This window comes from Neisseria sp. HMSC068C04, assembly GCF_001810105.1.
Taxonomy (GTDB): domain Bacteria; phylum Pseudomonadota; class Gammaproteobacteria; order Burkholderiales; family Neisseriaceae; genus Neisseria; species Neisseria flavescens_B.
The window spans coordinates 124,740-136,366 of record NZ_KV799980.1; the positions used below are offsets into that span (position 1 = coordinate 124,740).

Here is an 11,627-nt window from a genome sequence, read left to right on the forward strand (position 1 = left end):
AAGCAGGCTTTGCCACTCATCCTCGGTCGGCGTCATCGTTATCCGATTAGATACCGCGCAACAATTCGTTCACGCTGGTTTTCGCACGGGTTTGCGCGTCCACGCGTTTAACGATAACCGCACAGTAGAGGCTGTGGCTGCCGTCTTTGGAAGGCATGCTGCCGGATACGACAACCGAACCGGCCGGTACGCGGCCTTGATAGATTTCGCCGGTAGTACGGTCAAAGATTTTAGTGGATTGACCGATGAACACGCCCATAGAAATCACGCTGCCTTCTTCGACAATCACGCCCTCAACAATTTCAGAACGCGCACCGATGAAGCAGTTGTCTTCAATAATGGTCGGGCTGGCTTGCAGAGGCTCGAGTACGCCGCCGATGCCGACGCCGCCGCTCAAGTGCACATTTTTACCGATTTGCGCACAAGAGCCGACAGTCGCCCAAGTATCGACCATCGCACCTTCGTCAACGTATGCGCCGATATTGACATAAGAAGGCATCAACACGACATTTTTCGCTACAAAGCTGCCGCGGCGGGCAACCGCACCCGGAACTGCGCGGAAACCTGCGCTGCGGAATTCGTCTTCAGACCAATCGGCAAATTTAGTCGGCACTTTGTCGAAGTATTTGTTCACACCGTCGTTAAGGATTTCATTGTCCTGAATGCGGAAAGACAGCAATACGGCTTTTTTCGCCCATTCGTTGACTTTCCATTCGCCCACACCCAAACGCTCGGCAACGCGCAGTTTGCCGGAATCGAGTTGGAGGATGGTTTCCAAAACCGCTTCACGCACTTCCGGGGTAACGGTATTCGGATTGATTTCGGCACGGTTTTCAAAAGCCGTTTCAATGATGTTTTGCAAAGACATGTTGCTTCCTTCAAGAGATCAGGGCCGCCTGAAACCTATTCAGGCCGCCCTATTACAAATATTTAACTCGTTATTTTGCCATGTAAAAGCGATTTCGTCAGCTATTAACATGATTAGCACTAAGCGTTACACGGCTGGATTTCGGCTAAGCCAAGATTTTCAGACGGCCTGTTCAAGAGAGTTGAATCGTATTTATTTTCCAACCGGTTTCCCAATCACAATATGCAGGCTGTCGATTCTGCCGACACCCCGTGTCTATAAATCAATCTTCGCCGCCAATCTTTTGCAGAAGATTTTCAGCCACCATGCCGCCTTCGATATTCCGCTTTAACGGTTTCGCGTTCAAATCCTTCAAGGCCGTCTGAAAGTCGGCAAAATCCATCAACTGCGAACCGAAACGGCGCATATGTTCCGTATCCTGCTGACAGTCTATCAGCGCAACGCCCAAATCCGACAAAAACGGGACGGCGCAGGTAAACGCAATCTTTGACGCATCGGGACGCAAAGCAAACATCGACTCGCCATAAAACACGCAGCCGATTTGCACGCCGTAAAACCCGCCTGCCAACTGCATTTCGCCTTGTTCGTCCGGCAGCCAGCATTCAAACGAATGCGCATGCCCCTGATGGTGCAGCTTCAAATAGGCCGTCTGAAACGCTGGTTCTATCCACGTTCCGTCCTGTTCCGGACGCGGCACATTGGCGCAATGGGTAATTACTTTTTCAAAACAGCGGTTGACCGTTACCCGATACGGCTTGTGGCGCAAAGTTTTTGCCAAAGAGCGGCTGATATGCAGGTTTTCCGGCACAATCACGGCTCGCGGCGCAACCGCATACCAGAAAAACCAACCCTCGCGGCTAAACCACGGAAAAATCCCCTGCCCATACGCCGACAACAGCCGCCCCGTATCCAAATCGCCGCTGACGCCGACCAAGCCATCACACACTGCCAAAGCGTAAGATGGGTCGGGGAAACGATAATCCCGTGGCGCAAGAAAAGGAATCTTCATCGTAAAGCCCATAAAGTTTCAGACGGCCTCAAGCTGAAAATGCCCAAGGCCGTCTGAAAAATCAACATACAAACTGATTAACGTTTGGTTTTGGTTTGGCATTCGCCGCATACGCCGTACATATACAGCGCGTGATCGACGATGCGGTAGCCGTTTTCTTCGGCGATTTTGTCTTGCAGCGCTTCGATTTCCGGATTGTGGAATTCGGTTACTTCGCCGCATTTCACGCAGACGATGTGGTCGTGGTGATCGCCTTTGTCCAATTCGTAAACCGCTTTGCCGGTTTCAAAATGGTGGCGTTGCAAAATGCCGGCCTGTTCAAACTGGGTCAACACACGGTAAATCGTCGCCACGCCGATTTCCACGCCCTCTTCCAACAGGATACGGTACACATCTTCCGCACTCAAATGCTCCTCGGCATGAGTCTCGAACAAGTCCAAAATTTTCAAACGTGGGCCCGTAACTTTCAAACCGCTGTCTTTCAATTGCGCAATGTTGCTGAATTTTTCCATAATATTCAATATCCCTGTAAGGTAATAACCGTTATAATACGCACTTTCCGCCCGTTTGCCCACTATTGGGCCGTTAAAGGGCGGCAATCTGCCGCCGGTCTTGCAATTGAAAATCGGCGAAAAGAAAAATTAAGAAGATGATTATCGTTTGCTTTTTAAAAATATTCAAGCGATGATAAACATCTTTCCCGAAATGACACAGAAAGGTAAGCCCGTGAATAAAGCCTTATGCCTTGCCATCGCCGCTATTTTAGGTCTGGCCTCATGCAGTGCCGAGCGCGTATCCAACTTTCCATCCTACAAACTCAAAATCATTCAAGGTAACGAGCTCAATCCCCGCGCCGTGGTTTCCCTGCGCCAAGGTATGACCCGCGACCAAGTCCAACTGCTGCTCGGTACGCCGCTCCTGCGCGACGCCTTCCATGCCGACCGCTGGGATTACACTTTCAACACCAGCCGCAACGGCATCATCAAAGAACAAAGCAACCTGACCCTGTACTTTGAAAACGACGTCCTCGCACGCGCCGAAGGCGATGCCATTCAAAAATCCATCGAAGCCGTTCAAGCCGGACAAAACGTCGTTCCGACTACCGAAACCAACGCGAAATAAGGAAGTCCCATGAGCGCATTGAAAATCGCCATTGCCGGCGTCAACGGCCGCATGGGTCGCGTTTTGGTTGAAGCGGTCAACAACCATCCCGATGCCGTCCTTTCCGGCGCACTCGAGCATTCCGGTTCGGAAGTATTGGGGTTGGATGCAGGCTTCGCCTCCGGCCTCAAAACCGGCGTCACCATTTCAGACGACGTGGATGCCGTACTGGCTCAAAGCGATGTCCTCATCGACTTTACCCGTCCCGAGCCAACCCTGAAACACCTGCAAAAATGCGTGGAAAAAGGCGTCAACATCATCATCGGCACGACCGGTTTTGACGACGCAGGCAAAGCCGCCATCCAAGCCGCAGGCGAAAAAACAGGCGTTGTCTTCGCAGCCAACTTCAGCGTCGGTGTCAACCTGACCTTCCATATCCTCGACACCGTCGCCCGCGTGTTAAACGAAGGCTACGACATCGAAATCATCGAAGGCCACCACCGCCACAAAGTCGATGCCCCAAGCGGCACCGCGTTACGCATGGGTGAAGTCATTGCCGACGCCCTCGGCCGCGACCTCAAAGAATGCGCCGTTTACGGCCGCGAAGGCCACACCGGCCCGCGCGATCCATCCACCATCGGTTTTGCCACCGTCCGCGCAGGCGACATCGTCGGCGACCACACAGCCCTCTTCGCCACTGACGGCGAGCGCGTGGAAATTACCCACAAGGCCAGCAGCCGCATGACTTTTGCCGCCGGTGCCGTACGCGCCGCAGTTTGGGCAAACGGCAAAAAAGGCCTGTACGATATGCAAGACGTACTGGGTTTGAAAAACCGATAAACCCGCATCATCAGGTTTCATACCTTACAAGGCCGTCTGAAAGCACAACGTCGATTTTCAGACGGCCTTATTAAAAAGAAAGCCCCACCATGTCCTATCAACAAATCACCATCAACGTCAACGATGCCGTCGCCGAACGCCTTGCCGACGCGCTGATGGAACACGGCGCATTGTCTGCCGCCATTGAAGATGCCTACGCCGGTACAGAAAACGAGCAGGCCATTTTCGGCGAGCCGGGCATGCCGACCGAGCAAATCTGGCAACAAAGCAAAGTCATCGCCCTTTTCGGCGAAAGCGACGACGCCGCTTCCATTATCGAAACCGCCGCGCAGGAATGCGGTTTGAACGATTTGAAATACACCGGCGAAATCCTTGAAGATCAAGACTGGGTACGTCTGACCCAAGCTCAATTCGACCCGATTCAAATTTCCGACCGCCTGTGGATTACTCCGTCTTGGCACGAAGCGCCCGACGGCAACGCCGTCAACCTGCAACTCGACCCGGGCCTTGCCTTCGGCACAGGCAGCCATCCGACCACCCGCCTCTGCCTCAAATGGCTGGACACGCAGCTCAAAGGCGGCGAAAGCGTATTGGACTACGGCTGCGGCTCAGGCATTTTGGCCATTGCCGCCCTCAAACTCGGCGCAGGCTCGGCCACTGGCGTAGATATTGACGAACAAGCCATCCGCGCCAGCAAAGACAATGCCGCGCAAAACAAAGTCGACGCGCAGTTCTACCTGCCGGACGGCCTGCCGCAAGGTCAATTTGATGTCGTTGTCGCCAACATTCTGGCCAACCCACTGCGTATGCTCGGCGAAATGCTTGCCGCGCGTACCAAACAAGGCGGCCGCATTGTTTTGTCCGGCCTTTTGGACGAACAAGTTGAAGAACTCAGCGGTATTTACAACCAATGGTTCGACATCGAGCCTGCCGAAATCGAAGAAGGCTGGGCGCGATTGAGCGGCGTCAAACGCTAAACCTGTTTTCCGATACAAAGGCCGTCTGAAATTTAATCTTTCAGACGGCCTTTTTGCACTTAAAACGCTGAATATTCCAGCAAAATCAGGTATAATTGCCTATTATTTTGACCTTTCGGAACACATCCGCCGCGCCCGTTTGACATTTCATTGCGCGCACGGAAAAATTCCTTGAAATTCAGCAAGAAAAGACCATGACTGACCAAAAACACGAAGAATACGGCGCCGACAGCATACAAGTGCTGGAAGGCTTGGAAGCGGTACGCAAACGCCCCGGTATGTATATCGGCGACACGCAGGACGGCAGCGGCCTGCATCACATGGTGTTCGAGGTGCTCGACAACGCCATTGACGAAGCGCTCGCCGGACATTGCAACAAAATCACCGTAACCATCCATGCCGACAATTCCGTCAGCGTGGCCGACAACGGCCGCGGCATGCCGACCGGCATCCACCCGAAAGAAGGACGATCCGCCGCCGAAGTCATCATGACCGTCTTGCACGCAGGCGGCAAATTCGACAACAACAGCTACAAAATCTCCGGCGGCCTGCACGGCGTAGGCGTATCCGTCGTCAACGCACTGTCCGACTGGGTAACGCTGACCATCTACCGCGACGGTAAAGAACACTTCGTCCGTTTCGTACGCGGCGAAGCCGAAGAGCCGTTGAAGGTTGTCGGCGATTCCGACAAAAAAGGCACGACCGTACGCTTCCTCGCCAGCAGCGAAACCTTCGGCAACGTCGAATACAGCTTCGATACCCTCGCCAAACGTATCCGCGAACTTTCCTTCCTCAATAACGGCGTAGACATCGAGCTGATCGACGAACGCGACGGCAGACACGAAAGCTTCGCCCTCTCCGGCGGCGTGGCCGGCTTCGTGCAATACATGAACCGCAAAAAAACGCCGTTACACGAAAAAATCTTCTACGCGTTCGGCGAAAAAGACGGCATGAGCGTCGAATGCGCGATGCAATGGAACGACAGCTACCAAGAAAGCGTGCAATGTTTCACCAACAACATTCCGCAACGCGACGGCGGCACCCATCTGACCGCGCTGCGCCAAGTGATGACCCGCACCATCAACAACTATATCGAAGCCAACGAAGTGGCTAAAAAAGCCAAAGTGGAAACCGCCGGCGACGATATGCGTGAAGGCCTGACCTGCGTTTTGTCCGTCAAACTGCCCGACCCTAAATTCTCATCGCAAACCAAAGACAAACTGGTTTCCAGCGAAATCGGCCCCGTCGTCAACGAAGTCATTAACCAAGCACTGACCGACTTCCTTGAAGAAAACCCGACCGAAGCCAAAATCATCACCAGCAAAATCGTCGATGCCGCCCGCGCGCGCGAAGCTGCCCGCAAAGCACGTGAAATTACCCGCCGCAAAGGCGTGATGGACGGTTTGGGCCTGCCGGGCAAACTTGCCGACTGCCAAGAAAAAGACCCTGCCCTGTCCGAACTCTACCTCGTCGAGGGCGACTCCGCAGGCGGCTCCGCCATGCAAGGCCGCGACCGCAAATTCCAAGCGATTTTGCCGCTCAAAGGTAAAATTTTGAACGTCGAAAAAGCACGTTTTGAAAAAATGCTGGCCAGCCAAGAAGTCGCCACGCTGATTACCGCTCTAGGCGCGGGTATCGGCAAAGAAGAATTCAATGCTGAAAAACTGCGCTACCACCGCATCATCATCATGACCGATGCCGATGTGGACGGCGCGCACATCCGCACCCTGCTCCTGACCTTTTTCTACCGCCAAATGCCCGAGCTGGTCGAACGCGGCTACATCTACATCGCCCAGCCGCCTTTGTACAAAGCCAAATACGGCAAACAAGAGCGCTATCTCAAAGACGAATTGGAAAAAGACCAATGGCTGCTCGGTTTGGCCTTGGAAAAAGCCAAAATCGTTTCAGACGGCCGCACCATCGAAGGCGAAGAGCTTGCCAATACCGCCAAACAATTCCTGTTGGCCAAAACCGTCATCGAGCAAGAAAGCCGCATCATTGACGAACTCGTCCTACATGCCATGCTGCACGCTTCACCGGTCGATCTCAGCACGGCAGAAAGCGCAGACCGCGCCGTTGCCGAATTGAGCGGCCTCTTGGACGAAAAAGAAGTCGCACTCGAACGTATCGAAGGCCACGAAGGACACCAGTTCATCAAAATCATACGCAAGCTGCACGGCAATGTGATGGTGAGCTACCTCGAGCCTAAGTTCCTCAACAGCAAAGCCTATCAAACCCTTACCCAAACCGCCGCCGCACTCAAAGGCATGGTCGGCAAAGGGGCGAAGCTCTACAAAGGCGACAACGAATACGACATCGACAGCTTTGAAGGCGCTTTAGACATCTTGATGAGCGTTGCCCAAAAAGGCATGTCCATCCAACGATACAAAGGCTTGGGCGAGATGAACCCGGAACAACTTTGGGAAACCACGATGGATCCTACCGTCCGCCGTCTCCTGAAAGTCCGCATCGAAGACGCCATCGCCGCCGACGAAGTGTTCGTCACCCTGATGGGCGACGAAGTCGAACCGCGCCGTGCCTTCATCGAAAACAACGCCCTGCTGGCACAAAACATCGACGCCTAAGCATGGAAAGATAAAAGGCCGTCTGAAAAACGATTTTCAGACGGCCTTTTTGTTTTTGTGCTTTATTTCTTACAACTCAAATTCCAACCACTTCGCGCGTTTGCTTTAATCATTTATTTTAATTCGCATATTTTAATAGAGCATTCCAACTGATTCAGATTCGGGACAACCCAAATAACCAGTTTGAAACGCTCCAATCCGCTTCCGCTTTATTCCGCTTTTCCCAAAATCATCGCATCGCCATAGCTGAAAAAGCGGTATTCCTGTTCCACCGCATGACGGTAAACGCTGCGGATATGCTCCATGCCCGAAAACGCACTGACGAGCATCAGCAAGGTTGATTTAGGCAGGTGGAAGTTGGTAATCAATCGGTCGGCAACATTGAAGCGGTAACCCGGCGTAATGAAAATATCGGTATCGCCGCGACCGGCTTTCAGACGGCCTGTTTCGCGTGCGGCGGATTCCAAGGCGCGCATGGAAGTTGTGCCCACTGCCCACACTTTATTGCCGCGCGCTTTGGCGGCTTCAACGGCGGCAACGGTCTCGGCCGGTACGTCAAACCACTCGCTGTGCATTTTGTGTTCTTCAATTTTATCGACGCGCACGGGTTGGAATGTGCCGGCGCCGACGTGCAGGGTCACTTCCGCAGTTTCTACGCCTTTGGCTTTCAGACAGCCCAATAACTCATCGGTAAAGTGCAAACCTGCTGTCGGTGCGGCCACTGCGCCTTGATACTTGGCGTACACGGTCTGATAGCGGCTGTCGTCTTCGTCATCGGCCGCGCGTTCGATATAAGGCGGCAAGGGCAGATGGCCGTTTTGCTCCAAAAGTTCGTAAACGGTTTGCTCGCCTTCAAATTTCAAGCAAAACAATTCCTCCGCGCGCTCCATCATGATGGCACGGATATCGCCTTCAAAAATCAATTCCGTACCCGGTTTCGGCGATTTGGACGAGCGGATATGCGCCAATGCAGTATGCGCGTCCAATACCCGCTCAATCAGGGCTTCGATTTTGCCACCGCTGGCTTTTTGGCCGAACAGGCGTGCCTTCATCACTTTGGTATTGTTAAACACCAGCACATCGCCCGGTGCGACATAATCGGGTAAATCGCCGAAATGTTTGTCTTCAATCGGCAATGTCGGCAAGGCAACCAGAAGCCTGCTGCTGCCGCGCACTTCCGGAGGATGCTGGGCAATCAGTTTTTCGGGCAATTCAAAATCAAAATCGGAAATATCCATTGTCGTGCATAATTTAAAAAAAACAGGCGCCATTATACGCGCAAAGTGGGTTTTCAGACGGCATGTTTTGTCGAAAAACCAATAAATTAGAATAAACGCTCTTGGGGAAATCACTTTTTAACGAAAATCAGCGTTCCTTTCTTTTTTCGCCGAAAAACGCCTTTTTTCTATCTTTTACTGGACATTTACCGACAAGTTCGGGAAAATAACCAGATTCATTTCTCAGGCTCCGCCCTGTTCCGACATTATTTAAACGCCGGATGGCAAACCTGCCTTCCGACGTCTCAGGAAATCATCTAAAACCACAGCGGCGCATACCCAATATGCACTTTATGCCGCGCTAAAAAGGAAAAGCAATGGATTTGCGTAAATTAAAAAAACTGATTGATTTGGTCGAAGAATCAGGCATTGCAGAAATTGAAGTTACCGAAGGCGAAGAAAAAGTCCGCATTACGCGTACCACTGCCGCCGCAGCTCCTGTTTATGCCGCTCCGGCACCTGCCACAACCGCTCCGGTTGCCGCCCCTGCTGCTGCTCCGGCCGCAGCCGCTCCAGCCGCCACCCCTGCCGCTCGCGATTTGTCCAACGCGCAAAAATCACCTATGGTCGGTACGTTCTATCGCGCTCCCGGCCCGAACGCCGCCGCTTTTGTCGAAGTCGGCCAACAGGTTAAAGTCGGCGATACTTTGTGCATCATCGAAGCCATGAAGCTGATGAATGAAATCGAAGCCGAGAAATCCGGTGTCGTTAAAGAAATTCTGGTTGAAAACGGTACTCCGGTCGAATACGGCGAGCCGCTTTTCATCATTGAATAATCCGTTTTTTCAGACGGCCTTCAGTTTCGAGGCCGTCTGAAATTCCTTTTTCTGTTCATTAAGGACAAACCATGCGTCTGATTTTGGCTATTTTCTTGCCTTGGTTGCAGTTTTTCACCATCGGCCGTCCGTTTGCAGGCATCATCTGTCTGATTCTGCAATGTACGCTGGTTGGCTGGATACCGGCAGCCATGTGGTCGGTTTACGCCTTGAGCCAATACAAAACCGACCAAAAAATCCGCAACGCATTAGGCGGCCGCTGAGGCCGTCTGAACCATCCGGAAAGATTATCATGCTGAAAAAAGTATTGATCGCCAACCGGGGCGAAATCGCCCTGCGCGTCCTGCGAGCCTGCCGTGAAATGGGCATCGCCACCGTCGCCGTCCATTCCGAAGCCGACAAAGACAGCCTGCACGTCAAACTCGCCGACGAATCCGTGTGCATCGGCCCTGCCGCATCCGCACAAAGCTACCTCAACATCCCGGCCATCATCGCAGCCGCCGAAGTAACCGAAGCCGACGGCATCCACCCGGGCTACGGCTTCCTCGCCGAAAACGCCAATTTTGCCGAACAAGTCGAACAATCCGGCTTTGTCTTCATCGGCCCGAAAGCCGATACCATCCGTCTGATGGGCGACAAAGTATCCGCCAAACATGCCATGATCGAAGCCGGCGTGCCTTGCGTTCCCGGCTCTGAAGGCGCATTGCCAGACGACGGCGAAGAAATCCTCAAAATCGCCGATAAAGTCGGTTATCCCGTCATTATCAAAGCCTCCGGCGGCGGTGGCGGTCGCGGTATGCGCGTCGTCGAGAAAAAAGAAGACCTCCTCCAGTCTGTCGAGATGACCAAAGCCGAAGCAGGTGCGGCATTCGGCAACCCGATGGTTTACATGGAGCGCTACCTGCAACGTCCGCGCCACGTCGAAATCCAAGTGATTGCCGACGAATACGGCAACGCCATCTACCTCGCCGAGCGCGACTGCTCCATGCAGCGCCGCCACCAAAAAGTCATCGAAGAAGCACCTGCTCCGTTCATCACTGAAGAAGAACGCGCCAAAATCGGCAAAGCCTGTGCCGACGCTTGCAAACGCATCGGCTATCGCGGCGCAGGTACGTTTGAATTCCTGTACGAAGACGGCGAATTCTTCTTTATCGAGATGAACACTCGCGTTCAGGTTGAGCATCCGGTTACCGAGCTCATCACCGGCGTGGACATCGTCCAAGAGCAATTACGCATCGCATCCGGCCTGCCTTTGCAATACAAACAGGAAGACATTCAAGTCGAAGGCCACGCGTTTGAGTGCCGTATCAATGCCGAAGACCCGTACAACTTCATTCCAAGCCCGGGCCTGATTGAAAGCTGCCACCTGCCCGGCGGCTTCGGCATCCGCGTCGACAGCCACATCTACCAAGGCTACCGCATCCCTCCTTACTACGACAGCCTGATCGGCAAAATCTGCGTCGTCGGTAAAGACCGCGACCAAGCCATGGCAAAAATGCACGTAGCCCTTGCCGAGCTGGCGATTACCGGTATCAAAACCAATACACCGCTGCACCGCGACTTGTTCAGTGATCAAGGCTTCCAAAAAGGTGGCGTCAGCATCCACTACTTGGAACATTGGTTGGAAGAACGCAAAGCCAAACTGGATAAATAATCCTTTGTTCTGACTAAACGTAAGGCCGTCTGAAACATAAAATAAAGTTTCAGACGGCCTTTTTTAAGGCGAAGCAGGCTTCTTCAAATACCGCGTGGACTTTGACGCGCCGGAGAGTCTGCCCGAATTGAAAGAGGGCAAAATCGGTGCGATTTGCTGTTCGCGCCCGACCAACCCGACCGGCAATGTGTTGACCGACGGCGAGATGGCGCGTTTGGACGCTTTGGCGCAAGAACACGGGATTCCGCTGATTATCGACAACGCTTACGGAATGCCGTTTCCAAATATTATTTACAGCGATGTGACGCTTAACTGGCACGAAAACATCATCCTCTGCTTCAGCCTGTCTAAAATCGGCCTGCCTGGCGTGCTCACCGGCATCATCGTCGTCGCGCCGGAAGTGGTCAAAGCCATCAGCAGTTTGAACGCGATTGTGAATCTGTCGCCTACGCGTTTCGGTGCGGAGATTGCGGCTCCGCTGTTGAACGACGGCCGTCTGAAACAACTGGCCGACCAAGTGATTCAGCCGTTTTACCGTCA

Annotated in this window: 11 protein-coding genes and 1 pseudogene; 8 read left to right on the top strand and 4 right to left on the bottom strand. The window is 53.2% G+C overall.

The features are described from left to right. Window positions 1-46: 46 nt before the first annotated feature. The 3 genes from dapD to fur all read right to left on the bottom strand — a co-directional run bounded on the left by dapD (window position 47) and on the right by fur (window position 2,452). Window positions 47-868 carry a 2,3,4,5-tetrahydropyridine-2,6-dicarboxylate N-succinyltransferase gene (gene dapD / locus HMPREF2700_RS08620; RefSeq protein WP_070591555.1) on the bottom strand — a complete coding sequence of 274 codons (822 nt, stop codon included), beginning with the start codon at window positions 866-868 and terminating at the stop codon, window positions 47-49. Between the two features lie 262 nt (window positions 869-1,130). Further along, a complete protein-coding gene (gene aat, locus HMPREF2700_RS08625) occupies window positions 1,131-1,877 on the bottom strand; it encodes a leucyl/phenylalanyl-tRNA--protein transferase (RefSeq protein ID WP_070591622.1) in 747 nt (248 codons plus the stop codon). 77 nt (window positions 1,878-1,954) lie between these two features. Further along, a complete protein-coding gene (gene fur, locus HMPREF2700_RS08630) occupies window positions 1,955-2,452 on the bottom strand; it encodes a ferric iron uptake transcriptional regulator (protein WP_003682812.1) in 498 nt (165 codons plus the stop codon). A gap of 151 nt (window positions 2,453-2,603) precedes the next feature. Between fur and HMPREF2700_RS08635 the strand changes: the two genes are divergently transcribed. From HMPREF2700_RS08635 to gyrB, 4 genes are all read left to right on the top strand, one after another. Further along, window positions 2,604-2,999, top strand: coding sequence for an outer membrane protein assembly factor BamE (locus HMPREF2700_RS08635; RefSeq protein ID WP_039862532.1), 396 nt, complete (start codon window positions 2,604-2,606; stop codon window positions 2,997-2,999). A gap of 9 nt (window positions 3,000-3,008) precedes the next feature. Next, window positions 3,009-3,818, top strand: a complete 810-nt coding sequence (gene dapB, locus HMPREF2700_RS08640; RefSeq protein WP_070591557.1) for a 4-hydroxy-tetrahydrodipicolinate reductase — start codon at window positions 3,009-3,011, stop codon at window positions 3,816-3,818. A gap of 89 nt (window positions 3,819-3,907) precedes the next feature. Continuing rightward, window positions 3,908-4,795 carry a 50S ribosomal protein L11 methyltransferase gene (gene prmA, locus HMPREF2700_RS08645; protein WP_070591559.1) on the top strand — a complete coding sequence of 296 codons (888 nt, stop codon included), beginning with the start codon at window positions 3,908-3,910 and terminating at the stop codon, window positions 4,793-4,795. 194 nt (window positions 4,796-4,989) lie between these two features. Further along, a complete protein-coding gene (gene gyrB, locus HMPREF2700_RS08650; RefSeq protein ID WP_070591560.1) occupies window positions 4,990-7,380 on the top strand; it encodes a DNA topoisomerase (ATP-hydrolyzing) subunit B in 2,391 nt (796 codons plus the stop codon). 209 nt (window positions 7,381-7,589) lie between these two features. On the opposite strand, the gene queA is transcribed toward gyrB, so the two are convergent. After that, the gene (gene queA / locus HMPREF2700_RS08655) at window positions 7,590-8,618 is read right to left on the bottom strand and encodes a tRNA preQ1(34) S-adenosylmethionine ribosyltransferase-isomerase QueA (RefSeq protein WP_070591562.1); all 1,029 of its coding nucleotides are present in this window, start codon (window positions 8,616-8,618) and stop codon (window positions 7,590-7,592) included. 356 nt (window positions 8,619-8,974) lie between these two features. Here queA and accB point away from each other — a divergent pair, with 356 nt between their 5' ends. From accB to HMPREF2700_RS08675, 4 genes and pseudogenes are all read left to right on the top strand, one after another. Then, window positions 8,975-9,433, top strand: coding sequence for an acetyl-CoA carboxylase biotin carboxyl carrier protein (gene accB / locus HMPREF2700_RS08660; RefSeq protein ID WP_070591565.1), 459 nt, complete (start codon window positions 8,975-8,977; stop codon window positions 9,431-9,433). A 71-nt stretch (window positions 9,434-9,504) separates the two neighbouring features. Further along, window positions 9,505-9,696, top strand: a complete 192-nt coding sequence (locus HMPREF2700_RS08665) for a YqaE/Pmp3 family membrane protein (RefSeq protein ID WP_003680299.1) — start codon at window positions 9,505-9,507, stop codon at window positions 9,694-9,696. Window positions 9,697-9,725: 29 nt separating this feature from the next. Then, window positions 9,726-11,087 carry an acetyl-CoA carboxylase biotin carboxylase subunit gene (accC, locus tag HMPREF2700_RS08670; RefSeq protein ID WP_070591566.1) on the top strand — a complete coding sequence of 454 codons (1,362 nt, stop codon included), beginning with the start codon at window positions 9,726-9,728 and terminating at the stop codon, window positions 11,085-11,087. A gap of 67 nt (window positions 11,088-11,154) precedes the next feature. Beyond that, window positions 11,155-11,627: pseudogene (locus HMPREF2700_RS08675) on the top strand (aminotransferase class I/II-fold pyridoxal phosphate-dependent enzyme); the annotation flags it as partial.

Bases quoted from the DNA above. Each gene is read 5' to 3' on its own strand.
- dapD (WP_070591555.1), bottom strand. From the start codon at position 868: ATGTCTTTGCAAAACATCATTGAAACGGCTTTTGAAAACCGTGCCGAA.
- aat (WP_070591622.1), bottom strand. From the start codon at position 1,877: ATGAAGATTCCTTTTCTTGCGCCACGGGATTATCGTTTCCCCGACCCA.
- dapB (WP_070591557.1), top strand. From the start codon at position 3,009: ATGAGCGCATTGAAAATCGCCATTGCCGGCGTCAACGGCCGCATGGGT.
- prmA (WP_070591559.1), top strand. From the start codon at position 3,908: ATGTCCTATCAACAAATCACCATCAACGTCAACGATGCCGTCGCCGAA.
- gyrB (WP_070591560.1), top strand. From the start codon at position 4,990: ATGACTGACCAAAAACACGAAGAATACGGCGCCGACAGCATACAAGTG.
- queA (WP_070591562.1), bottom strand. From the start codon at position 8,618: ATGGATATTTCCGATTTTGATTTTGAATTGCCCGAAAAACTGATTGCC.
- accB (WP_070591565.1), top strand. From the start codon at position 8,975: ATGGATTTGCGTAAATTAAAAAAACTGATTGATTTGGTCGAAGAATCA.
- HMPREF2700_RS08665 (WP_003680299.1), top strand. From the start codon at position 9,505: ATGCGTCTGATTTTGGCTATTTTCTTGCCTTGGTTGCAGTTTTTCACC.
- accC (WP_070591566.1), top strand. From the start codon at position 9,726: ATGCTGAAAAAAGTATTGATCGCCAACCGGGGCGAAATCGCCCTGCGC.